Raw genomic sequence first — 24,366 nt, forward strand, 5'->3', positions numbered from 1 at the left:
GTGGGGAGGCGGGTGCGAGAAGAATACGGTAATTGTAGCGTTTTAGTGTCGAAAACAGTGTTCGATGTAAGGTATCCTATATCACCCCTTGCTCACGCTAAAGCGCGATGAGGCATTCTTCCTGTTTGCCGTTGACCCTAAGAGATCGCCATGGCCCGTCCTAGACAGCATGCGCCCGATGCCCTCCACGCGCAGGTCATGTACGCTTGTGATGAGTGGTTGGCTAACCAGCCAGTCCATGGTTTGTCACTGCGTGCCTTGGCCCGAGACGTGGGCTGCGCGCCCAGTACGCTGCTAAAACTGTATGGCAGCTTTAACAACTTACTGCAGCACGTCAATGTCGAAACGCTTGCACGGTTGCAGCATACCATTACTAGCCTGCCAGCAGATGACCCTGAGCCTTGGTTGCGCTCACTGGCGCTTGCCTATTGGCACTTTGCGGAGCAAGACTGCTACCGCTGGCAACTGCTGTTTGACTATCCCCTGGCTCAAGAAGGCGAGTTGGATCAGCGTCAAAGCGACTTAATCGAAGCGCTTTTTACCCAGGTTGAAACGTCGTTAAAGCAGTATCAACCCGCGCTGGATGATCTGGAAGCACGTCGCCTGGGGCGTACCCTTTGGGGCAGTGTTCATGGGTTGGTGCAGCTGGGCTTAAACGAGCGGTTAGGCTACTGGCAGGGGCAGCAGCTCAAAGTAGATGAGTTGCTGGATCAGTTAATGAGTACTGTGCTAGCAGGCTTGCGCCATCGGGAGGCGGCGACGTGACATGGCTGGTTAAATGTGTCCGCTATATCCTGCGTAGCGCTATCTATATAGCCATGCGCCTTTGCTATCGGCTTAGCATTCACGGCCGTCACCACTTGCCCAGAAAGGGCGCTGCGCTGGTGGTTTGTAATCACGTTAGCTTTATGGATGCGCTGGTATTAGGCGGTGCTAGCCCTAGGCCGCTGCGGTTTGTGATGGACCAGCCTATTTTCGACTCCCGCTGGCTTAAGTGGTGGTTCCAGCTGGTAGGCGCGATTCCTATCGAGTCTGAGCGGCATAGTCCGGGGGCGCTGCGTCGTGCGCTGGATGATGTCAGTAGCGCGCTACGCCAAGGTGAAATTGTGATGGTCTTCCCAGAGGGGCGCCTTACCCCTGATGGTGATATTCACACGTTTCGTCGTGGGCTTGAAACCATTTTGGCCCGGGATAATGTGCCGGTTATTCCTGCTGGTATTGCAGGGCTATGGGGATCTTGGACATCGCATTATGGCGGCAAAGCGCTTAAAAAGTGGCCTGCCCGCTTCCGTGCGCCGGTCAGCCTCCACTTTGGCCCCCCGGTCATGGCCCAAGAGGCAGAAGAAATTGCCCTACGGCGCTTTTTGGAGGCTCGGGTACGGGCACTTAAAGCGGCTGGCGATAATGAAATTGCCCACCGTTAGTGTAGGTGGGCATGTGAAAGCTGAGTGCTAGCGGCGTGGTAGGCGCTGTTTTTGCCAGCAGCGTGCCGACGTGATCAAGTTGTCGCGAATTTCAAGAATTTCCATACGCGTATTGCCAATTTGTAGGCTAGCAGGCCCCTCTGGAAACGCCTCTAAATGCTCTAAAATTAAACCATTTAGCGTTTTAGGGCCGTCGGTAGGCAGTTGCCAGCCAAGCATCTTGTTGATGTCGCGTATGTTAGCTGTGCCTTCGATAACGTGGCTGCCATCATCCTGCTGATGAATCTCTTCATCTTCTGATACGTCGGTGGTGAACTCGCCAACGATCTCTTCAAGAATATCCTCTAGCGTCACTAATCCTTCCACATCGCCGTACTCATCGACCACGATGCCAATACGGCGCTTCTGTTTTTGGAAGTTGAGTAACTGGGTGTGTAGCGGCGTCGACTCTGGAATGAAGTACGGTTCGCGGGCCTCTTGCACGATGGCTGCTTTAGTAACTTCGCTACGCGATAAAAAGCGTGCGGCATTACGCAAATGCAGCATGCCAATGATGTTGTTGATATCACCTTTGTAGACTGGCAAGCGGGTATGCTGGCTGGTTCGGATCTGGGTCAGAATATCTTCAAGCGAGTCGTCTAGGTCGATACCCAGCACTTCGTGGCGTGGTACCAAAATATCGTTAACGGTGACGTTCTCAAGATCGAGTATCGATAGCAGCATAGCCCGGTGGCGATAAGGGATTAGCGTGCCAGCCTCGTGAACCACCGTGCGCAGCTCGTCGCGGGTTAGGCTGTCGCCGCCGTTCTCAACGCTTTTAACGCCCACTAAGCGTAGTAGGCCATTGGAAATTACGTTCACCAGCCAGACAAGCGGATAAAGCAATTTTAGCAATGGCCCGAGCGCGACCGATGCGGGGTAGGCAATGCGTTCGGGTTTTATGGCTGCGTAGGTTTTTGGCGTCACTTCAGCAAAGATAAGAATCGTGATTGTGAGTAGTGCAGTAGAGATGGCGGGGCCTGATACATCGCCAAAAAAGTGGATGGCAATAATAGTCGCGATAGAGGCGGCTAAATTATTAACAAAGTTATTGCCAATCAGGATAACGCCAATTAATCGGTCTGGACGCGAGAGCAGTCGTAAAACCCGCTTTGCGCGACGGTCGCCGCTGTTGGCCTGATGGCTCAGGCGGTAGCGGTTTATCGACATCATGCCTGTTTCAGAACTGGAGAAGAAGGCAGACAGCAGTATCAAGATAGCTAGCAGGCCGAACAGTAACCCCAGAGGGAAGTCGTCGCTCAAGTCGAAAGTTCCTTTGTGGCGTATCAGGCTCGTTGTGTAGAAGTAAGGCGGTAGCGTGCCGGGGGCATGTCATTAGAAGAACGCATCGTTAAGCTATCAGGCTTAACGGTTAAGTAAAATTTCCAATACAAATTTACTGCCAAAATAAGCCAGTATTAGTAGGCCGCAACCTCCTAATGTCCAACGTACGGCACGCATGCCACGCCAGCCAAAACGATAGCGTCCCACCAGCAGCGTAGTGAAAATAATCCAAGCACCCAGCGAAAGAACCGTTTTATGCGCTAAGTGCTGGGCAAAAAAGTTGTCGAGGAAAATTAGCCCGCTGGCGATCGAGAGCGTGAGTAGCAAAATGCCTGCCCAGACCAACTCAAACAGCACCCGCTCCATGGTGGTAAGCGGTGGTAATGATTGTACGATGCCGCGAATATGGTGATGGCGCAGTGCTTGATTTTGCAAGCCGACAAGCACCGCCTGAACCGCGGCAATTGCGAGTATTGCAAAGGCCAGTGCAGAGCTGACCGCATGTAGCAAGATGCCGGGCGTTAGGCCGCTCTGGCTGCCTTGGCTGGGGAGCCAGGTGGCCACAATTAGCGCGATGCCCGCCAGGGGGAAGAGTACAATGCCGGCATTTAGCACCGGCTTAAATAGGCTGGCGACCAGCACCACGTTAACCGCCACGGCCATCAGCAGCGTGGCGCTCGTGGTAAAACCAGGCAAAAGCCCTGGTGCCGCACCCACCAGCTTCACCACGACTGGGATGTGCAGTAAGAGCCCCAGTGCGCCCAGTAAGCGCACCATGCCCTGCCGAGGGGGCACCCGGCGAAAAAGAGTCATGCCCTGCCAAATAGCAGCGGCAACATAAACAACAAAAGCTATCGTGGCGAAAGGGAGCGCCTGCATGATGCTATCCGTGCGCCTTGCAGCGCGTTGCTGTGAAAATCGATCAACTCAATAACTACTGCCTACTATAACTAATCACAGCGGCGCCGCACAGCCATGGATAGCCAACGCTATCACCATGGAGACTCGCGGCCTGAGCGCGTATAATCGTTACCCACATTCGTCCGGTGAATCCGCCCGGCGACAGCGACGGAGGCAGAGGCCCCATGTTTCAGAATCTGAGCGAGCGTCTTTCCCAGACGCTGAAGTCGATTAAAGGCCAGGCACGGCTGACCGACGATAATATTAAAGATACCTTGCGCGAAGTGCGTAAAGCGCTTCTAGAGGCGGACGTTGCACTGCCGGTCGTGAAGGCGTTTATCGAGCGCGTGCGCGAGCGTGCGGTGGGCCAAGAAGTTTCTAAGAGCCTTTCGCCTGGGCAGCAGTTTGTCAAAATCGTCCAGCAAGAGCTGGAAGCGATTATGGGCGAGGCCAACGAAGGCCTCACGCTAAAAGGCTCGCCAGCGGTTGTGCTGATGGCTGGTTTGCAGGGCGCAGGTAAAACCACCTCTGTTGCCAAGTTGGCCCGCTACCTGCGCGAGCGCGAGAAGAAAAAAGTGCTAGTGGTCTCTGCTGACGTGTATCGTCCGGCGGCGATCGATCAGCTAGAAACGCTAGCCAAAGAGGTCGAGGTTGATTTCTTTCCCTCGCGCTCTGATCAAAAGCCCGTTGATATTGCCACGGCGGCCATTAAGCACGCCAAAATTCAGTTCCACGATGTGGTGCTGGTGGATACGGCCGGGCGGCTAGCCATTGATGAAGCCATGATGGCCGAGATCCAGGCACTGCATAAAGCGATCTCACCTCAGGAAACGCTGTTCGTCGTCGATGCGATGACCGGCCAGGATGCGGTGAATACCGCCAAAGCGTTTAATGAAGCGCTGCCGCTGACCGGGGTAATCCTCACTAAGGCCGACGGTGACGCCCGTGGCGGTGCCGCGCTCTCGGTGCGTCATGTTACTGGCAAGCCGATTAAATTTATGGGTGTTGGCGAGAAGGTCGACGCCCTTGAGCCTTTCCACCCGGATCGCGTGGCCTCGCGGATTCTGGGCATGGGCGACATGCTGTCGCTTATTGAAGAAGCTGAACGCACGGTAGATAAGGATAAAGCCGCAAAGCTTGCCAAGAAGGTTAAAAAAGGCGACGGCTTTGACCTTGAGGACTTCCGCGACCAGCTCCAGCAGCTCAAGAAGATGGGCGGTATGGGTGGCCTGCTAGGCAAGTTGCCCGGAATGGGGCAAATGGCCGAGATGGCCCAGGGGCCAGGCCCGGAAAAAGAGCTGGGTAAGCTTGAGGCATTGATTAATTCCATGACGCCGAAAGAGCGTCGTGCGCCCGATATCATCAACGGCTCTCGCAAACGGCGTATTGCAGCGGGTGCCGGCCTTCAAGTGCCCGATTTAAATCGTCTGCTGAAGCAGCACAAGCAAATGCAGAAAATGATGAAGAAGGCGGGCAAGAAGGGCGGCATGCAGAAAATGATGCGGGGTATGTCCGGCATGATGGGCGGTGGTGGCCCCGGCGGTCCCGGTGGCCCTGGTGGTATGGGCGGCATGGGTGGCCCAGGCGGGTTGCCTTGGCGCTAAGCCGCTGAGCGTTGTTAATGAAGGCTTGGTAAGGTTGACGGCCTGAGAGTTTTCTGGCTGTCAGGCTTTCCAAGCCGGGCGCATTTGCGTAGAATGCGGCCTCTTCATGCGTGGGTGTTGGCATAGCTATGCGTAATTGTAGCCGCGGCACCTTGCATCGAAGTGCTTAAAGTACTCAGTAATCACTAACTTATTGCTGTAAGTGATGACAGTACCCTGAAATCAGCATGATGAGTGTTCTGATAGCGATGTGCGCTATTTCACACTCTCGTAACCTCAACCGAAGGATAGTTATCGTATGGTTACCATTCGTTTGGCACGTGGTGGCGCCAAAAAGCGTCCCTTTTATCACCTGACTGTTACCGACTCTCGCAACGCCCGTGACGGCCGTTTCATCGAGCGTATCGGTTTCTTCAACCCGGTTGCCCGTGGTCAGGAAGAGCGTCTGCGCGTCGATTTAGACCGCGTTACTCACTGGCAGAGCCAAGGCGCCCAGCTATCTGGTCGTGTTGCTGAGCTGGTTAAAGAAGCGCGTAAGCAGGCCTAAGTCTGTTGTTACGTGTTCGGTGCTGTTGCCGTTGGAGCTGTCGTCGATGACGCGTTTAGAAACAAGCCATACTGACGACGCACATGTGGTGCTTGGTAAGCTGACCAGCCCTCACGGGATTAAAGGTTGGCTAAAGGTGTACTCCTATACCAGCCCCATGGACAGCATTTTGCAATACCCCGAATGGTGGGTGCGCCAGGGTGAAACCTTGACGAAGATGACCATTGTTCAGGGGCGTCGGCAAGGCAAAGGGTTAGTCGTTCAGCTTAAGGGCATTGATGACCGAACGGCGGCGGAAGCGCTGGCGCAAACGGATATTCTGATGCCAAAAGAGGCGCTACCTACGCTTTCCAGCGACGAGTATTACTGGCATGAGCTTGAAGGCTTAACGGTTTTTACTCAGTCAGGCGAACGGTTAGGGCAGGTCAGCTACCTGTTTGAAACCGGCGCCAACGATGTCATGGTGGTGCGTGGTGATAACGACGCGATCGACAAGCGCGAGCGTCTGTTACCTTTTTTGCCCGATGATGTGATTGTTGAAATCAGCCCGGAAAATGGCCGTATGGTTGTTAACTGGGATCCCGAGTTCTGAAAATAGGTTTGAAAACTGCGTTGAATAAACCGACTTCGAATGAGCTCACGGCAACTGATTTATCAGCCCTTGCATCAAACAGTGAAAAAGAGACAGAGCGAGTGCCTGCAATGTGGATCGGCGTGGTGTCGTTGTTTCCCGAGATGTTCGATGCTATTACCCAGCAAGGCGTGGTAGGTCGAGCAGTAGAGAAGCAGCGTATTGCCCTGGAGTTTTGGAATCCACGCGATTATGCCACTGACCGCCACCGCAGCGTGGACGACCGCCCGTATGGCGGCGGCCCCGGAATGCTGATGAAGGTAGACACTCTGCGTGCTGCTATCTTCGATGCTCGCCAGCGAGCAGAACAGGCGACCGGTCAAACGCCAACCGTGATTTACCTTTCGCCCCAAGGGCGCAAGTTGGATCAGCAGGGCGTGCAGCTGCTCGCTTCAGCAGGCCCTTTAGTGGTCGTGGCGGGCCGCTATGAAGGCATAGACGAGCGCGTGGTGGAGAGTGACATCGATGAAGAGTGGTCAATTGGCGATTATGTGCTGAGCGGTGGTGAACTGCCTGCCATGGTGCTAATTGATGCGGCGGCAAGGCTGGTACCCGGCGTGCTGGGCCACCAGGACTCCGCTATCGAAGACTCGTTTAATGACGGCTTGCTAGACTGCCCGCATTACACCCGTCCCGAGGTAATTGACGGGCGCCAAGTGCCCGATGTGCTGCTTAGCGGTAACCATGCAGCCATCAAACGGTGGCGGTTAAAGCAGTCGCTAGGCCGGACATGGCAGCGTCGTCCTGATTTGTTGGCAGGGCGAGAGCTTGATGCCGAGCAGCAGCGGCTTCTTGACGAGTTTATCGAGGAACACGCTCTGTCAGCTAAGTAGGGCTTTGCATGCAGGTGCTTAGCAACTACCTAGATCAGAGCGGCGGTGCAGGACGTTAGCTTACGTACAACAGCTAGCCTACGTACCTGCGTCACCCATAACGATTCCCGCGAAGCTCGCTTCGAGCGCCGGGATCACGGTTTGCCCCTCCCACAACTGCGTGGCAAACCACTACGTTATTTAGGAGTATCAAGATGAGCAGTAAGAACAAGGTGATCCAGGCGATCGAATCCGAGCAAATGACCAAAGAGATTCCGGTATTTGCTCCGGGCGACACCATCGTCGTTCAGGTAAAAGTTAAGGAAGGCACCCGCGAGCGTCTGCAGGCGTTTGAAGGTGTGGTCATTGGTAAGCGTAACCGTGGCCTGAACTCCGCGTTCACCGTACGTAAAATTTCTCACGGTGTTGGCGTTGAGCGTACTTTCCAGACCTACAGCCCGCTGGTTGACTCTATTGAAGTCAAGCGTCGTGGTGACGTTCGTCAGGCCAAGCTGTACTACCTGCGCGAGCGCAGCGGCAAGTCAGCGCGTATCAAGGAAAAGCTGGCTTAATCGCCACTTTTTCACGGGCGTTCTGCGCCCGGATACCAAGACCCCGTCTCCGCTCTGCGGGGCGGGGTTTTTGTTTGGTGAGTCACTCCCTAGAGACTGTTAGCCTATGAGCGTGATTGATGCTTTCCTGGATGCCCTGTGGCTTGAGCAAGGGGCAAGCGATCATACGCTAGCGGCCTATCGGCACGATTTGACTGCTTGGCAGCAACAACTTGAAAATGAACAGGAGACGCTGTTAACCCCTTCGCCACAACGCTTTGCAGAATGGCTTGAACGTCGTCGCGAGCAGGGTTACCAACTGCGCAGCAACGCACGGCTGCTCTCCTCACTGCGTAGTTTTTATCGCTGGGCGCGGTTGTATGGGCATATCGCTAGCGACCCACTGGCTGAGGTCACGTTGCCGCCGGTACGGCCAAGCCTGCCCAACATTTTGGAAGAGGACGAGGTTGAGCGACTGCTGCTGGCGCCGGATATCACCACGCCGCTGGGTGTCCGCGACCGCACCATGCTTGAACTGCTGTACGCCTGTGGGCTGCGCGTGTCAGAGCTTGTAGGATTGACCGGCGATGCGGTCAATTTACGCCAAGGAGTTGTACGCGTGCGGGGTAAAGGCGATAAGGATCGCCTAGTGCCTATGGGCGAAGAGGCTGCTGAGTGGTTGGCCCGCTATATGGAAACGACAAGGCCTATGCTCATGCAGGACCCCACGCGCCCGGCGCTATTTCCTGGTCGGGCGGACAAGGCCATGACCCGGCAAACGTTTTGGCACCGTATTAAAGCCCACGCCATCACCGCGGGTATTTCAAGGTCGCTGTCACCTCATACGCTGCGTCATGCGTTTGCGACACATTTGTTGAATCATGGGGCCAATTTGCGGGTCGTACAGCTGCTACTAGGTCATAGTGACTTATCCACAACGCAAATTTACACGCACGTTGCCCAGGCGCGCCTGGAGCACCTGCATGCCGAACACCACCCACGAGGTTGAAGAGATAATGCGCCAACGTAAGACGCTCTTGTTAGGTAAAGCTGCTGCTTTAACACTGCTTGCTCCTTGGGTCGCGGTAGCGGGTAGTTTGTTGCCGGCGCTTGCCAGCGCTGATGTAACGGCCGAGCGGTTAGCCGAAAACCTAAGCGTTAACGGTCAGTCGATGCCGGTGAAACAGGTCAATGCGACGCCAATGGACGGGGTTTACCATGTGCGTCTAGAGAGTGGTGAGTCGTTCTACTCCAATGCGGATGGCAGCCACTTTTTGGTAGGGGACCTCTACCAAAATGGGGATAATGGTCTGGTCAATTTAACCGAGCAGTCGCGTAATCAGGAGCGCGCCGCCGCACTTGCTGCCGTGCCGGACAGCGAGCGGGTGATCTTTCAGGGCATGGGGTCGCCAAAAGCGACGGTCGTGGTGTTTACTGACCCCTCTTGCCCCTACTGTGTGCGGCTACATGAGACCATTCCAGAGCTTAATGAAGAAGGCATTGCCGTCCACTATATGGCGTTCCCCCGTGCAGGCATGGGTAGCGCGGCAGCAACATCGCTAGAGCAAGTGTGGTGCTCGGAAAATCCAAGTGAAGCGATGAATCAGGTAAAGCAGGGCCAGACGCCTTCAAGCTCGGCACGTTGCGATAATCCGGTGAGCGGCCAGTACGATCTAGGGGTAGCGCTAGGGGTGCAGGGCACACCCGCGATTGTCTTGCCCGATGGGCAGCTGGTTCCTGGGTTTGTGCCCCCCGAACGGCTGGTTGCCATGTTAGGCTTGGAAGATGAATAACGTCACATAGAGTGACGAACGATAACGCTGAGACACTGATCGACATAGCGGCACTTGCGGGTGCCCATCACGAAAGGGGAAGTATTTTGAAACCGGTAAGAGTAGGCATTTGTGGGTTAGGTACAGTCGGCGGCGGTACGTTTAACGTATTAACGCGTAATGCGGACGATATTAGCCGCCGTGCGGGCCGCCCGATTGTCATTGAGCAGGTTGCCCACCGCAGCGTTCATCCCGACTGCGATATTACCGGCATTAATGCCACCTCGGACGTATTCGAGGTGGCCAACAACCCTAACGTGGACGTATTGGTAGAGTTGATTGGCGGCTACGACATCGCGCGTGAGCTGGTGCTAACGGCTATTGCCAACGGTAAGCACGTAGTCACTGCTAACAAAGCGCTGATCGCCGTTCATGGCAACGAAATTTTCCGCGCCGCCCATGAAAAAGGCGTGATTGTCGCGTTTGAAGCCGCTGTGGCGGGCGGTATTCCGGTCATCAAATCCCTGCGTGAAGGCCTCGGCGCTAACCGCATTGAGTGGGTGGCGGGCATTATCAACGGCACCGGTAACTACATTCTTACCCACATGCGCGATGAAGGCCGTGCCTTTGAAGACGTGCTGGCCGAAGCGCAGGCGCTGGGTTACGCCGAATCCGACCCCACCTTTGATGTGGAAGGTATCGATGCGGCGCACAAGCTAACGATTCTGGCCTCGATTGCCTACGGCGTACCGCTGCAGTTTGAAAAAGCCTTCACCGAAGGCATTTCGCGGATTACCGCCGAGGACGTTGAGCAGGCCGATAACCTGGGCTACGTGATTAAGCATTTGGGTATTTCCAAGCGCACCGATCAAGGGCTTGAGCTGCGGGTTCACCCGACGCTGATTCCTAAAGAGCGTCTGCTGGCCAATGTGCACGGTGTTAAAAATGCTATTGCGGTCATGGGCGATGCGGTTGGCCCAACGCTTTACTATGGCGCCGGCGCTGGCGCAGAGCCGACCGCTTCGGCGGTGGTCGCTGACCTGCTCGACGTTGCCCGTGATATCACCACGGACCATCACTATCGGGTGCCTTACCTGGCGTTTAGCGGCATTGATGAAGATGTTAGTCAGCTGCCCATTATGCCGATGGAAGATATCATCACGGCGTACTATCTGCGTCTGCTGGCGGTAGATCGCCCCGGTGTGCTGGCGCGTGTGGCAACAATTCTTGCTGAGCAGGGCATCTCTATTGAAGCGCTGATCCAGAAAGAGGCCACCGAAGGTGAGCTGGTGCCGATTATTCTGCTGACCCACCGCACCAAAGAGAAGCAGATGAACGAAGCAATCCGCGAGATCGAATCCATGGCGGACATTGCTGGCCCCTTGACCCGCATTCGCGTTGAAAGTCTGGACGAAGGAGAGTAACCCCATGCGTTATATCAGCACGCGGGGCCAAGCGCCCGCACTCTCCTTTGAAGAGGTGGTATTAACCGGCATGGCCAGCGACGGCGGTCTTTACGTGCCGGAAACGCTGCCCCAGTTCTCTAAAGAAGAGCTGGCCAGCATGGCCGGTCTCTCTTATGCAGAGATTGCGTTTCGGGTCATGAAGCCGTTTGTAAATGGCGAAATTGACGACGATACTTTCCGCCGCTTGGTGACCGAAGCTTACGCGACGTTCAACCACGACGCCGTGGTGCCGTTAAAGCAGTTGGATGCTAACCACTTTTTGCTAGAGCAGTTCCACGGCCCGACGCTGGCGTTCAAAGATGTTGCGCTGCAGCTACTTGGGCGTCTGCTGGATCACTTCCTGAAAAAGCGCAACGAGCGTGCGGTGATTATGGGTGCGACGTCTGGGGACACCGGATCAGCGGCCATTGAAGGGTGTCGCCACTGCGATAACCTGGATATTTTTATTCTTCACCCGCACAACCGTGTCTCGGAAGTGCAGCGCCGCCAGATGACCTCGGTGCTGGCGAATAACGTGTTTAACATCGCCATTGAAGGTAACTTCGATGACGCTCAGGCAATGGTGAAGGCAAGTTTTGCTAACCAAGACTTCCTGAATGGCACGCGTCTTGTCGCGGTAAATTCGATCAACTGGGCGCGCATTATGGCGCAGATCGTCTACTACGTGGCCGCTGGCGTTGCGTTGGGTGCTCCCCAGCGTGAAGTGAGCTTCTGCGTGCCATCGGCCAATTTCGGCAACGTCTTTGCTGGCTACATGGCGTTTAAGATGGGCCTGCCGGTGAAGCAGTTTATTATTGCCACCAACGCCAACGACATCTTACACCGCACTCTGGCGGCGAACGATTTCTCCAAGAAGGAGCTGGCCGCAACGTTGGCGCCTTCGATGGATATCGTGGTTTCGTCGAACTTTGAGCGGCTGCTGTTTGACGCCTACGACCGTGATGGCTTAGCGGTAGCAGCGCTGCTAGAGCGCTTCCAGCAAGAGCCTACCGCCCTTGCCGATGCGCCGCTGGCGAAGCTGCGCGAGAAATTCGCTAGCTACAGCGTCGATGACGACACGATTCTGGAAGTGATTCGCGAAGCCCACCACCGTACCGGGGAGATTCTTGACCCGCATACGGCCACTGGCTACCGCGCGGCCGAGCGCGCACGGGCTGATACCACGACGCCTGTGATTACGTTAGCCACCGCGCATCCGGCAAAATTTGCTGAAGCCGTGGTTAAAGCGGGCTTCCAGGGCGTGCCACTGCCCACGCATATGAATGACTTGCTGGAGCGTGAAGAGCGCTACACCGTGCTGCCAGCCGAGCTGGGTGCGGTTCAGCAGTTTGTCGCTGACAACCGGCGCTGAGGCCTCATGGCCGACGAGTCAACCCAAACCCAGAATGCGAGCCAACCACGCTTAGAGCCTCGTCCAGTGGACGAGGCTGTCTATGCGCGTGCCCAAGCAGAAGGCTTAAGCGAGCTACAAGCGCGTCTTCTTGCCTCTCGGCTGCCAGGCTACGCGGGCGAACTTGCCCCGCTGGTATCACCCAGCCTGCGCTATTTGGCACATCCGGAAAAGCTGACCGACGGCCGCCATGCCGCTGAGCGTATCGCTCAGGCGGTGGCCGAAGGGGAGACTATCGGCATTCTCACTGACTACGATGTGGACGGCATTACCTCCCATGTGGTGATTCGGCGCACCTTGGTGGAGCTGTTTGGCGTACCCGAATACAAATTACATAGCCTAATAGGCCACCGTATTCACGATGGCTATGGCATCAGCCTGCCACTGGTTGAGCGGACACTTAGCTTAACGCCTAGGCCCACGGTAGTGATTACCGCTGACTGCGGCAGCTCGGACGAGCCCCGTATTGCCCGCTTAAAAGCGGCGGGTATTGATGTGGTAGTTAGCGACCACCACGCGTTGCCGTTGGAGGGGCCACCGCCTTCCGCCTACGCCTGTGTTAACCCCACCCGCCTTGACTGTGACTACCCGGATAAAACCATCGCCGGGTGCATGGTGGCGTGGCTTCTGATGTCGCTTGCCCGCGGCGTATTAATTGAGTGGGGAGCACTGCCGGATGCGACGCCGAAGCTGTCGCCGTGGCTCTCTTACGTCGCGCTGGGCACCGTAGCGGACTGTGTTTCGCTGGGCGGCAGTCCTGCTAACCGCGCCGTGGTGAGCCACGGTTTAACGCTGATCAATCGCATGGATGCTGCCTGTTGGCGTGCCATGGCTACCCGGTTAGGTGCCGACAGCGTTCCCTTTAACGCTGAAACCCTAGCCTTCCAAATGGGACCGAGGATTAACGCTCGCTCGCGGCTGGATGATCCCTACGCGGCGCTGCACTTTATGCTGGCGGAGACGGACAGCGTGGCGAATCGTCAGCTAGAAGTGCTCGACCAGGATAACCAGTCCCGCAAGGCGATTGAGGCGGATATGGCGGAAGAGGCGCGCACCTTGGCTGTGCCAGCTCTGGATGCTAACGAGCCTGCGGTGGTGGTGCTGCTGGAGGATGGACACCCTGGTGTGCAGGGCATCGTCGCTTCACGGTTAGTGCAGGCCTATGGCCGCCCCGCGCTGGTGCTTACCCGCGCGGCGGCGCCCAATATGTTGACCGGCTCTGGTCGTTCGATTGATGGCCTGCACTTGCGGGATGCTCTGCAACGCACCTTTGAGTTGGCTCCTGAGGCGCTGCCGCGTTTTGGTGGCCACAGTGGCGCGGCAGGCGTGGGTGTGCCGAGGGAGCAGCTAGCTGCTTTTAAGGCTGCGTTTTTACAGGCGGTGAGCGAGCAGTTAGGCGATACGCCGCTCTATCCACGGCTGTGGACCGACGGTGAGCTTTCTACAGCCCAACTGTCGCTGGTAACGCTTAACGAGGTCGAAGCCCTTGGGCCTTACGGGCGAGAGTTCGATCCGCCGCTGTTTGAAGGTCGCTTTATTGTTGAAGCGCTACGCCCGGTGGGGGCCGAAGGGTCGCACCTAATGCTTGAGCTTTCCATGGGTGCGGTAACCAGCAAAGCGATCTGGTTTCGAGCGCTAACGCCAGGTGAACTACCTTCGTTTAGCGTGGGGGATACGCTGCACTGTGCCTATAAGCTCAACCGCAATCGCTGGCGGGGACGTGAAACATTGCAGTTGATGGTGGAGCACGCTAGCCCGATTTAGTGCTCTCCGCTATCCTCGCGCCCTTGGCCATTTAAACGGCCGCTCGAATATTCCCAAAAAGGACGCGTGAATGCGTATGGAAGACTTTCCTAAAGACCCTCATAAGCCCTATGAGGATATTATGGCGATGCTGCTCGGCACATTTTTTGTTGCCCTTGGGGTGGCGTTTTACACTCAGGCGGTACTCATCACCGGCAGTACAGCAGGCTTGGCGCTGCTGTTGAACTATGTAACCGGATGGGGGTTTGGGGTCTGGTTTTTCGCGATTAATCTGCCGTTTTACTATCTGGCGGTGAAACGTATGGGGTGGAGCTTTACGCTGCGCACCTTTCTAGCGATTGGCTTGGTGTCGCTATTTTCCGAGCTAACCCAGGGCTGGGTACAGTTTGCCAGCGTGCCTTCACTCTACGCAGCTTTGATGGGTGGGGCGCTGATGGGGATTGGCATGCTAATGCTGTTTCGCCACCGCACCAGCCTGGGCGGGATTAATATTCTGGCGCTCTACCTGCAAGAAAAGCACGGCCTGCGGGCAGGCTATGTGCAGCTGGGTATTGATGGGTTGATTCTGCTGATGGCGCTTACCCAGCTACCGCTAGACCGGGTGGGTTACTCGGTGCTGGGTGCGCTTACATTGAATTTAATTATTGCCCTGAATCATAAGCCTGGGCGCTATATTGGGGTTAGTTAAGCCAGAACCACCAAATAATGAGGCCAATCAGGCCGATCCCTATCAAGTTGATCAATAGGCTCATAAGCCCTCCTGTTGGGCGGGTGTCCAAAGCCTTAAGCGGTTGGCGTTACTGACCACTGTGATGGACGACAGTGACATCGCAATGCCAGCAATGATGGGCGACAACAGCATGCCGGTGAAGGGATAAAGCACGCCTGCGGCTATTGGGATGCACAGCACGTTATAGCCAAAGGCGCCGACTAAGTTTTGCTTGATATTGGTAAGCGTCGACCGGCTTAACTCAATGGCGGTGGCCACACCGTGAAGTGAGCCGCGCATCAGGGTAATTCCCGCACTTTCCATGGCGATATCGGTACCCTGGCCGATGGCAAAGCCCACGTTCGCACGGGCTAGCGCTGGGGCGTCGTTAATGCCGTCGCCTACCATACCCACGACTTCCCCAGCCTGCTGGCGACGCTCAATTTCTGCGTGCTTGTCATCCGGTGTCATGCCTGCTTTGAACTCGCTGATGCCCACTTCCCGGGCCACGGCGGCGGCGGTGTGTTCATTATCGCCGGTGAGCATCACGATGGTTAAACCATCATCCTGCAAGCGTTTTACCGCCGCTGCCGCGTCTTCACGCAGTGGGTCGCTTACCCCAAACAGCGCTGCAAGCTCGCCGTTCACCGCAAGGTACACCAGCGAGCGGGCTTTGGCTTCCAACTGGCGAACGCTCTGTTCAGCGGGTGAGAGACTCACCCCCGCCGCTTCTAACAAGCGGGCATTCCCCAGAAGCAGGGTATCGCCTGCTTGGCTGGCTCCCTTTACACCGCCCCCGGTGACGCTCTCAAAGGCTGTGAGTACATCGGCATGGGCGTGCTGCTCTTCGGCGTAGGCCGTTAGTGCATTGGCCAGGGGATGTTCCGAGCGGCTTTCCAATGCCATTACCCAGGCCAGCACTTGAGCAGTGTCGTTGTGAAGCATCGTGGCATCAGTAACGCGGGGTTTGCCCTCAGTGAGCGTACCGGTTTTATCGACCACGAGAGTGGTTAGGCGGCTGGCGGTCTGCAGCGCTTCGCCGGTGCGCACCAATACGCCGTTTTCAGCCGCTTTGCCCACGCCAATCATGGTAGAGATGGGGGTTGCCAGCCCCAGGGCGCAGGGGCAGGCAATAATGAGTACGGTGGTGGCAGTGACCAGCATGTGAATTACGACCGGTGCGGGGCCAAGGTTGTACCAGGCTAGCGCCGTTAGCACCGCAATGATCATGACGCTTGGAACAAAAATGCCCGATATCTTATCGGCTAGCTCACCAATAGGGGGGCGGGAGTTTTGCGCGCTGGCCACTTGTTCGGTGATTCGCCCCAAACGGGTATCGCTGCCCACCCGGGTGGCACGAAAGACCAAGCTGCCGTTGCCGTTAACCGTCCCTGCGCTAATCTCGTCACCATTAGATTTATGCACGGGCAGCGGCTCACCGGTGAGCATGGATTCGTCGATATAGCTTTGGCCCTCAAGTACGATGCCATCCACTGGCAGCCGCTCCCCGGGGCGTACGCGAACATGATCATCCAGAACCACCTCTTCAATAGGCACTTCCTGCTCTTTGTCATTGCGAATCACTCGGGCGGTTTTTTCCTGCAGGTCGAGCAAGCGTTTTAAGGCACTGCTGGTGCGTCCGCGGGCGCGAAGCTCAAGGGCATTACCTAACAGAATAAGCCCGATAATCATGGCTGACGCTTCAAAATAGATGCCGTGGGCTACCTCCGGCAGCCAGGGTGCAAACAGCACCACCGCCATAGAGTAGAGCCAAGCGGTGCCGGTGCCCATGGCTACGAGCGTGTCCATATTGGCTTGGTGGTGCTTAAACTGTTTCCAGGCGTTGGTAAAAAAGTGCCGCCCTGGAAAGGCCAGAATGGCTAGGGTGAGTAAGCCCACCACCAACCAATAAATACGCCCAACGCCCATGGGATGGGGGTGGTAGACAAACATGCTCAGCATCAGCGGTATGGCAAGGGCAAGCGACAGCGCGCTGCCCCGTAGGCGTTGACGGTAGGTAATGGCTTCTTGAGCTTCGCGGGTGCGCTCGGCCTCGCGCATATCCACAATGGGTTCGGCGCTATAGCCTGCTGCTGCTACGGCCTCAATCAGTGTATCGCGTTCAGCGCTTCCCGAGACCTGGGCGGTGTGGGTGCCAAAACTCACCGAGGCTGCAGTGACGCCAGGGGTGTTAATAAGCGCCTTCTCAACGCTTTTTACGCAGCTAGCACAGGTCATGCCGCTAATCAGCAGGCGCTGTTGTGGGGTATCGGCGGCAGGGCCTTCAACGGCCTTGCCAGGGCTAGGTGCCTGCCCACTAGGTGCCGCAGTTTCAACGGGGAGTTCGCCGTGCGGGTAACCTGCTTCACTCAGCACGCTATCCAGGGTGTCGCCATCCAGCAGGCTGGTAACCTCTAAACGTTTTTCATTGGGAAACCCTGTCACGTCGGCACTTGCGTCCTGGGCTTGAATAGCCTCACGCATACGTTTAACACAGCCCTGGCAGTTCATGCCCGGCACGGTGCGGGTTAGCGTTTGTGGCTGCACGGTTTTGCGCTGCATGGTGCCTCCTCAGGAAAGCTTTCAATTAATCGGCATAGGCTGTGGCCGTCTGGCGTGCCGTCGGGCATCTCCTGCCAGCTTTCCAGTGCCTGTTCCATACGCTGGGCAAGTGCCTCTAGTTCGGTAATGCGCGCGCGAATTTGCGGCAAACGGTTCGCGAGCAGGTCGCGTACCAGTGGGCAAGGGGAGTCGCCTTGGTCAGCGTGGGCCAAAATGTCGCGAATTTCTGCCACGCTAAAACCGAGCTTGCGCGCCCGCTGAATAAATTGCAGGCGCTCAGCATCGGTGCCGGAATAGAGCTGGTAGCCATTGTCAGGGTGGCGCGTTGGTGCCAAGAGGCCTTCACGAGTGTAGTGACGCACTGTTTCAGCGGTAACGCCACCGCGCTTGGCTAGCTCGCCAACTTTGATTGTGGCTGTTTGCATAACTTCCCCGCTTCTATAAATTAAGCTGATTCAGTGTAAAACCTATGGGTAACCCATAGGTCAAGCGACGTTCGAGCACTCAGCCAATAGGACTAAAACACTGATTTAAAACAGTCGTGCGACTAATGTATAAGTAAAAAACAAAATAAAACGCTCGTTTGCCCTTGAACCAAACCCTGCATTGGGCGAAAACTAACGCGTAAGAACAACGAGGGTGGATGGCACTATCCACTGGATCATTGGGAAGAGAGGCCCACTATGTATAATAACTTTAAAAAGCTCACTCTGACGGCTGCAATCGCAGCGGTAGCATTTGCCAGCCAAGCGAACGCAGGCGGGTACCAAATCAACGAACAGAGCGTCAGTGGTCAGGGGTATGGGCACGCTGGCCGTAGCTCCAACGTTAACGATGCCACGATTGTTTACGGTAACCCGGCGGGTATGTCGTTCCTTGACCGTGCCCAAATTACGGCAGGTGCTACTTATCTGAATGTAAATTCAGATATTTCTAATGTTGAAGCCAGCCGCTTTATTGATGCAGGCGTAGCGCAAGGCGGTGCTCCCAACGGAAACCAAATACCTGTTGGTAGTATTCCCGGCGGGAATAATGGCGATATGGTGCCTGGCACAGCGATTCCTTTTGCTTTTTATGCACATCCAGTAACGGATAAGCTAGCATTTGGTTTTGGGGTATATGCGCCGTTTGGCTCAAAGACCGATTATGAAGATGATTTCCAAGGTCGCTATTTTGGTAACTACACGGAAGTGAGAGTAATTAGTGCACAACCGACTGTTTCTTATCGCTTTAACGATCAGTTGGCCGTAGGTTTAGGTATAACTTACAATCAAGTAGAAGGTGAGTTACATCGTCAGCTCCCATCAGAGGCTACTTTTAATCCTGATGCTGATATCGACTCTCGCGTGGATGGTGACGATGAAGCCTGGGGCTACAACTTAGGCGTGATCTATCGGCCAGTGCCTGAAACGACGCTCGGCCTAACCTACAGATCGAAAGTGGACTACACCTTGGAAGGTAACTTTAGTGCGACCGACCCGATGGGAAATGTGCTTCGTGCCGATACAGCCAGCCTAGATTTGACTACCCCAGAAACGGTCAACTTCTCAGTTACACAACAAATGAGTGATCGACTGAAGTTGATGTTTGGTGCTTCTTGGGTGCGCTGGAGCCAGTTCGATCAAATTTTGGTGACCGGTAGTCAAGGTAATGAAATTACTAATGAGCAGCAGAACTACTCAAATGCATGGGCGTTTGCGACAGGTGGTGAGTATCAGCTAACTAATACGTTAGCGCTTCGAGCCGGTGTGACATTAGATTTTACACCGACTAATGATAATGATCGCAGTGTGCGTATTCCGTCTGATGACCGTCGAATTTTCTCGCTGGGGGCAGGTTGGAGCCCAACGCCTGATCTGACGCTCGACGTTGCCTACTCTTACCTGACCGAGCGTGGAACCTTTGTTGAGCAAGCGCGCGATGACCTACTTACAGAGTATGCTCCGGAACAATACTTAGGTGGGGCTAACTACTCAGCCGACTACAAAAATGAAGCCCATGGTTTCGGTGCCCAGCTTACCTACCGCTTCTAACGGATAGCGCGTTAACACTTATTGATCGACTATCGTTAGTCACTGACCCGGCCTCGGCCGGGTTTTTGCTTTCAGCCGGGAATTTGTACAGAGTGACCATCCACCCGGGGTGGGTGCGGTAAGCGCTAGGTTTCGTTACAATGCGCCTTAGAATTTCGCCGCTGGGCTGGCGGGTGCTAACGTTTAACGTAATAGCGCGCAGTCGGCCCAGCGGCGCCTGTCTCTTTTGAACCGTGCACTACTGACCAAGGCAAGGGCGTCCATGTTGGAAACTAACCCGATTCATAACCAGATCAAGGACCTGTCTGAGCGGACAGACGTTCTTAGGGGGTATCTTTGACTATGCCGAGCGTAAAGATCGGCTAGAAGAAGTTTCCCGCGAGCTTGAAGACCCCAACGTTTGGAACGACCCGGACTACGCCCAGAAGCTGGGCAAAGAGCGTGCTTCCCTTGAAGCCATTGTGGCGACTATTGACGAACTCGATCAGGGCTTGGCTGATAGCCGCGACCTGCTAGAACTGGCCGAAATGGAAGAGGACGAAGGCACCGTTGAGGAAGTTCGTCGCGAACTGGATGGCCTGCAAGGCGCGCTAGAAAAGCTCGAGTTTCGCCGCATGTTTTCCGGTGAAATGGACGAGAACAACGCCTATCTGGATATTCAGTCAGGCTCTGGCGGTACCGAAGCGCAAGACTGGGCGAACATCTTGCTGCGTATGTACCTGCGCTGGGCAGAGAGCCACGGCTTTAAAGCAGAGATTATTGAAATTTCCGCAGGTGAAGTGGCAGGTATTAAATCTGCGTCGATCCACATTCAGGGCGACTACGCCTTTGGCTGGCTGCGCACTGAAACCGGCGTTCACCGTTTAGTGCGTAAAAGCCCGTTTGACTCCGGTGGCCGTCGCCATACCTCCTTTGCGTCGGTGTTTTTGTCACCAGAAATCGACGACAGCTTTGAAGTTGAAATTAATCCTTCCGACTTGCGCGTGGACACCTACCGCTCTAGTGGTGCCGGTGGCCAGCACGTTAACACCACCGACTCTGCGGTGCGGATTACCCACGAGCCCACGGGTATTGTGGTGGCGTGCCAGAATCAGCGCAGCCAGCACGCCAACCGCGACTTCGCCATGAAGCAGTTAAAAGCGAAGCTGTGGGAGCACGAAATGCAGAAGCGCAATGTGGCCAAGCAGGAAGCAGAAGACTCCAAAGCTGATATCGGCTGGGGTAGCCAAATTCGCTCTTATGTATTGGACGATCAGCGTATCAAAGACCTGCGCACCGGCGTTCAGTCCAGCAACTGCGACAAAGTGCTCGATGGTGATTTAGACCAGTTTATCGTCGCTAGCCTGAAGCAGGGTTTGTAATTTTTTAGCGTTTGAACATGAATAGGGTGCCCGATGGCTAACCAAGACGCGTCTTCTCTCGATAACGAAAACCACCTGATCGCCGAGCGCCGAGCCAAACTCGCGGCCCACCGTGAGCGCACGGCCGAGCAGGGTAAGAGCGCTTTCCCGAATGATTTCCGCCGCGACAGCTTAACCGTTGAGCTGCAAAACCTGCTGGGCGACAAGGATAAGGCGGATCTGGAAGCCCTTGACCACCACGCCTCGGTGGCGGGGCGTGTTATGCGTAAACGCGGCCCCTTTATCGTGATTCAGGATGTGGCTGGTCAGATTCAGCTCTACGTGGATAAAAAGGGCCTGCCGGAAGACGTGCTTGAAGACATCAAGGGCTGGGATATCGGCGATATCGTCGCTGCCCGTGGCCCGGTGCATAAATCGGGCAAGGGCGATCTTTATGTGATGATGAAAGAGGCGCAGCTGCTCACAAAGAGCTTGCGTCCGCTGCCTGATAAGTTCCACGGCTTAACCGACCAAGAGGCGCGCTACCGCCAGCGCTATGTGGATCTGATTATGAATCCGCAGTCGCGTAAAGTGTTTGAGACGCGGGCGGCGGTCATCAGCTCCATGCGACGCTTCTTTGAAGCCCGTGGCTTTATGGAAGTGGAAACGCCGATGCTCCAGCCGATTCCCGGTGGCGCAGCGGCACGGCCGTTTATTACCCACCATAATGCGCTAGATATTGATATGTATCTGCGTATTGCCCCGGAGCTTTATCTTAAGCGGCTAGTCGTGGGCGGCTTCGAGAAAGTGTTCGAGATCAACCGTAATTTCCGTAACGAAGGGCTCTCCACACGGCATAATCCTGAGTTCACCATGGTCGAGTTTTATTGGGCCTACGCGGACTACCGTGACTTGCTCGACATGACCGAAGCCATGCTGCGCACCGCCGCCGAAGAAGTGCTGGGTACCACGACGCTGAGCTATCAAGGCGCCAGCTACGACTTTGGCCAGCCTTTCCATCGCCTGACGTTGCGCCAAGCGGTTCTTGATCATGGCGACGGCATCACCAATGCGGATCTCGATACATTGGAAGCCGCGCGGACAGTGGCTGAAAAGCTGGGTATCAAGGTGAAAGAGAGCTGGGGCTTAGGCAAAATCCAGACCGAAATCTTCGAAGAGGTGGCCGAGCACAAGTTGGACCAGCCGACGTTTATCACTGAATATCCAGCAGAAGTCAGCCCGCTGGCACGGCGCAACGATGCCAATCCGTTCGTTACCGACCGTTTTGAGTTTTTCGTGGGTGGTCGAGAGATCGCTAACGGCTTCTCGGAGCTTAACGACGCCGAAGACCAGGCGGAGCGTTTCCGCGAGCAAGCAGCGGAAAAAGACGCTGGCGACCTGGAGGCGATGTACTACGATGCGGACTACGTGCGCGCGCTTGAGTACGGTATGCCTCCGACAGCAGGTGAAGGCATTGGTATTGACCGTTTGGTGATGCTGTTTACCGACAGCCCATCCATTCGTGATGTACTGCTGTTCCCGGCAATGCGCCCCGAAGTAGATTAAATCCAGCTAACTGTCCAGTGACGGACGAAAAGTTGGTAAGGGCGCGTTTTAGCGCCCATAATGGTCAACGTTTCGACGGCGAGGAGAATCCCATGAAACTGCTAAATCGCTCTGCCCTGAGCGTCAGGCCGACCCAGACCTTCGTGGACTGGATCAATGCGCTCGAACCCACCATGGGAGACGACGACCTGACCCTGGACGACGTCGAACGTGAAAGCACGGTGTATCTTATTCCGGAAATGGATACGCCTGAAGCGCTAGAAACCTTTGTTCGCGAACGCCACGTAGAAATCCTGGAGACTGAGCTGCGCGCTTGGGAAGAGGATGAGCGTCAGTGGCCAGAGAAACTCGATTGGTCGCTGTTTCAGGACTTCTTGCGCGTTGAGCACAGTTATTTGGCGATTGACCTGGACGACGAAACCGCCCTGGAGATCTCCGAGGTTGAAGATGCGCTGCTACTCGACAACGAACAAGATTAGCGTGCTATTATTTTTAGCGTAAGCGCATCGTAAAACCGGCTTCGGCCGGTTTTACTGTTTTAAGGGGGCTGTTTAGGAACTGACAACCATGCGACTGTTTGAATCCCGCCCAGGTGACGACGGCCTGCCAGGGCCAGAGCGCGCGTTGGCGGTATTAGCGCTGGTCACCGGCACGCTGATGGCGGTGGTGGATACCACCATGATCAACTTAGCGCTGCCGACCATTGCCGCTGATCTTAACGTGCCTGCTTCCAGAGCTGTATGGATCACCAATTTATTCCAGGTCGTGTGTGCGGCATTCCTGCTAGTGTTTGCCGGTATCAGTGAGCTGATTACCCGCAGGCGGCTCTACCTGTTTGGCTTAGCGACCTTTGTGGTGGCCGCTCTGGGGGCGGCGCTATCGCGTAACTTAGAAACGTTGCTGGCGTTTCGCGCCCTACAAGGGTTAGGGGCCGCGGCCACGCTCTCGATTGGGCCCTCGCTGTATCGAGCGATCTTTCCATCGCGTCTGCTGGGCAGTGCGCTTGGCCTGAGTGCCTTAGTCGTCGCCGGTGGCTACGCAGCGGGCCCTACCCTCAGTGGCGTGATTCTCTCCTTTGCCGACTGGCCGTGGCTGTTTGCCCTAAATGTGCCGCTGGGGGTCTGCTCGCTATGGCTTGCCAGCCGGGCGTTGCCACGGGACAAACCGCGCCAGGGCAGTTTTGACATCCAGGGCGCGTGTTTCTCCATACTGATGCTGGCCAGCTTTTTTATTGCCATGGACGCCGTTGGTCATGCCGCGCCGCTGTGGCAAAGCGGCGGCTGGGTACTGCTGGCCGTCGCGGCCTGTGCGCTGTTTATCCGTCGCCAGCGCCGTGCCCCTTTCCCTTTGTTGCCACTGAGCGTATTCGCGGAGAGGCGCTTTACACTCGCGGTTTCAGCGTCGGGTTTGGCGTTTATTGGCCAGGGATTAACCTTTGTGGCGCTGTCGTTTCTGTATCAGGAGCAGATGGGCTTTTCGCCGCTGGAAACTGCATGGCTATTCACCCCTTGGCCGCTGGCTATTATGGTAGTAGGGCCGCTGGCAGGGCGCTTGGCCGACCGGATTAATCCCAGTCTGCTCTCTAGCACCGGGCTCGTACTGCTGATTATTGGGTTGGTGGCGCTGGCACTGGTGGATGAGACTAGCGGCGTGGCTGATAGCCTGTGGCGTACGGCGCTCTGTGGCATTGGCTTTGGGCTATTCCAGCCGCCGAACAATCGAGAGATGATGGGGAGCCTGCCGCCTGCGCGCAGTGCCAACGTCTCCGGCGTGATGAGTACTACCCGTACCGTTGGGCAGTCGTTTGGGGTGGCGCTAGTGGGGGCTGCACTGGCCCTTGGCCTGCCTGTGCAGGTTACGCTTTGGTTGGGAGCGGGCACCACGCTGCTGGCACTGGTGGCAAGCCTTTCACGGGTAAGCCTCGCTCAGCGTGCCCTTGTTGAGCGTCGGGCATCGTCTGTTGGTAAGTAAG

The 24,366-nt window shown here is 55.9% G+C and carries 22 protein-coding genes; 18 read left to right on the top strand and 4 right to left on the bottom strand.

The window, feature by feature from the left end:
* Positions 1-150: 150 nt before the first annotated feature.
* Positions 151-765 (top strand): TetR-like C-terminal domain-containing protein, encoded by a 615-nt coding sequence (locus P8S54_RS13735; protein ID WP_009098544.1) that lies wholly within the window; start codon positions 151-153, stop codon positions 763-765.
* Positions 762-1,424, top strand: a complete 663-nt coding sequence (locus tag P8S54_RS13740) for a 1-acyl-sn-glycerol-3-phosphate acyltransferase (protein WP_281442182.1) — start codon at positions 762-764, stop codon at positions 1,422-1,424. Before P8S54_RS13735 ends, P8S54_RS13740 begins: the two co-directional genes overlap by 4 nt.
* A 27-nt stretch (positions 1,425-1,451) precedes the next feature.
* Here the strand turns inward: P8S54_RS13740 and P8S54_RS13745 are convergent, their stop codons facing one another.
* On the bottom strand, positions 1,452-2,726 hold the full coding sequence (locus tag P8S54_RS13745) for an HlyC/CorC family transporter (RefSeq protein WP_281442183.1): 1,275 nt from the start codon (positions 2,724-2,726) through the stop codon (positions 1,452-1,454).
* Positions 2,727-2,828: 102 nt separating this feature from the next.
* Positions 2,829-3,626, bottom strand: a complete 798-nt coding sequence (ccsA, locus tag P8S54_RS13750; protein WP_009098550.1) for a cytochrome c biogenesis protein CcsA — start codon at positions 3,624-3,626, stop codon at positions 2,829-2,831.
* A gap of 206 nt (positions 3,627-3,832) precedes the next feature.
* Here ccsA and ffh point away from each other — a divergent pair, with 206 nt between their 5' ends.
* The 11 genes from ffh to P8S54_RS13805 all read left to right on the top strand — a co-directional run bounded on the left by ffh (position 3,833) and on the right by P8S54_RS13805 (position 14,872).
* On the top strand, positions 3,833-5,251 hold the full coding sequence (gene ffh, locus P8S54_RS13755) for a signal recognition particle protein (protein ID WP_281442184.1): 1,419 nt from the start codon (positions 3,833-3,835) through the stop codon (positions 5,249-5,251).
* A gap of 298 nt (positions 5,252-5,549) precedes the next feature.
* Positions 5,550-5,798: a 30S ribosomal protein S16 gene (rpsP, locus tag P8S54_RS13760; protein ID WP_009098555.1), complete on the top strand. Its 249-nt coding sequence runs from the start codon at positions 5,550-5,552 to the stop codon at positions 5,796-5,798.
* 46 nt (positions 5,799-5,844) lie between these two features.
* Entirely contained in the window at positions 5,845-6,390 is a 546-nt protein-coding gene (gene rimM / locus P8S54_RS13765; protein ID WP_281442185.1) for a ribosome maturation factor RimM, read from the top strand.
* Positions 6,391-6,500: 110 nt separating this feature from the next.
* On the top strand, positions 6,501-7,262 hold the full coding sequence (gene trmD / locus P8S54_RS13770; RefSeq protein WP_281444106.1) for a tRNA (guanosine(37)-N1)-methyltransferase TrmD: 762 nt from the start codon (positions 6,501-6,503) through the stop codon (positions 7,260-7,262).
* Positions 7,263-7,456: 194 nt separating this feature from the next.
* Positions 7,457-7,813, top strand: coding sequence for a 50S ribosomal protein L19 (rplS, locus tag P8S54_RS13775; RefSeq protein ID WP_009098561.1), 357 nt, complete (start codon positions 7,457-7,459; stop codon positions 7,811-7,813).
* A gap of 106 nt (positions 7,814-7,919) precedes the next feature.
* Complete coding sequence (gene xerD, locus P8S54_RS13780; RefSeq protein ID WP_281442186.1) at positions 7,920-8,801, top strand: site-specific tyrosine recombinase XerD; 882 nt, start codon at positions 7,920-7,922, stop codon at positions 8,799-8,801.
* On the top strand, positions 8,776-9,585 hold the full coding sequence (locus P8S54_RS13785) for a DsbC family protein (protein WP_281442187.1): 810 nt from the start codon (positions 8,776-8,778) through the stop codon (positions 9,583-9,585). Before xerD ends, P8S54_RS13785 begins: the two co-directional genes overlap by 26 nt.
* Positions 9,586-9,671: 86 nt before the next feature.
* The gene (locus tag P8S54_RS13790; RefSeq protein WP_281444107.1) at positions 9,672-10,988 is read left to right on the top strand and encodes a homoserine dehydrogenase; all 1,317 of its coding nucleotides are present in this window, start codon (positions 9,672-9,674) and stop codon (positions 10,986-10,988) included.
* A 4-nt stretch (positions 10,989-10,992) separates the two neighbouring features.
* On the top strand, positions 10,993-12,381 hold the full coding sequence (gene thrC, locus P8S54_RS13795) for a threonine synthase (RefSeq protein WP_281442188.1): 1,389 nt from the start codon (positions 10,993-10,995) through the stop codon (positions 12,379-12,381).
* Positions 12,382-12,387: 6 nt separating this feature from the next.
* On the top strand, positions 12,388-14,184 hold the full coding sequence (locus P8S54_RS13800) for a DHHA1 domain-containing protein (RefSeq protein ID WP_281442189.1): 1,797 nt from the start codon (positions 12,388-12,390) through the stop codon (positions 14,182-14,184).
* Positions 14,185-14,254: 70 nt separating this feature from the next.
* On the top strand, positions 14,255-14,872 hold the full coding sequence (locus tag P8S54_RS13805) for a YitT family protein (protein ID WP_281442190.1): 618 nt from the start codon (positions 14,255-14,257) through the stop codon (positions 14,870-14,872).
* Positions 14,873-14,932: 60 nt separating this feature from the next.
* Here the strand turns inward: P8S54_RS13805 and P8S54_RS13810 are convergent, their stop codons facing one another.
* Both P8S54_RS13810 and P8S54_RS13815 read right to left on the bottom strand, forming a co-directional pair.
* Positions 14,933-17,455 (bottom strand): heavy metal translocating P-type ATPase, encoded by a 2,523-nt coding sequence (locus tag P8S54_RS13810; protein WP_281442191.1) that lies wholly within the window; start codon positions 17,453-17,455, stop codon positions 14,933-14,935.
* Positions 17,422-17,865 (bottom strand): MerR family transcriptional regulator, encoded by a 444-nt coding sequence (locus tag P8S54_RS13815; RefSeq protein ID WP_035540440.1) that lies wholly within the window; start codon positions 17,863-17,865, stop codon positions 17,422-17,424. Before P8S54_RS13815 ends, P8S54_RS13810 begins: the two co-directional genes overlap by 34 nt.
* Positions 17,866-18,138: 273 nt before the next feature.
* On the opposite strand from P8S54_RS13815, the gene P8S54_RS13820 reads away from it, so the two are divergent.
* From P8S54_RS13820 to P8S54_RS13840, 5 genes are all read left to right on the top strand, one after another.
* On the top strand, positions 18,139-19,488 hold the full coding sequence (locus P8S54_RS13820) for an outer membrane protein transport protein (RefSeq protein ID WP_281442192.1): 1,350 nt from the start codon (positions 18,139-18,141) through the stop codon (positions 19,486-19,488).
* 262 nt (positions 19,489-19,750) lie between these two features.
* Positions 19,751-20,849 (top strand): peptide chain release factor 2 gene (gene prfB / locus P8S54_RS13825; RefSeq protein ID WP_348651266.1). Its coding sequence is split into 2 segments (ribosomal slippage): positions 19,751-19,825 and positions 19,827-20,849, totalling 1,098 coding nucleotides; the frame shifts between segments, so codons are not numbered across the junction.
* A 33-nt stretch (positions 20,850-20,882) separates the two neighbouring features.
* Entirely contained in the window at positions 20,883-22,394 is a 1,512-nt protein-coding gene (gene lysS, locus P8S54_RS13830; RefSeq protein WP_281442193.1) for a lysine--tRNA ligase, read from the top strand.
* A gap of 92 nt (positions 22,395-22,486) precedes the next feature.
* Positions 22,487-22,873 (top strand): hypothetical protein, encoded by a 387-nt coding sequence (locus P8S54_RS13835; protein ID WP_009098588.1) that lies wholly within the window; start codon positions 22,487-22,489, stop codon positions 22,871-22,873.
* Positions 22,874-22,961: 88 nt separating this feature from the next.
* On the top strand, positions 22,962-24,365 hold the full coding sequence (locus P8S54_RS13840) for an MFS transporter (RefSeq protein ID WP_281442194.1): 1,404 nt from the start codon (positions 22,962-22,964) through the stop codon (positions 24,363-24,365).
* The last annotated feature ends 1 nt before the right edge of the window (position 24,366 follow it).

The sequence above is a fragment of the Halomonas sp. M1 genome, assembly GCF_029581375.1.
Lineage (GTDB): Bacteria > Pseudomonadota > Gammaproteobacteria > Pseudomonadales > Halomonadaceae > Vreelandella.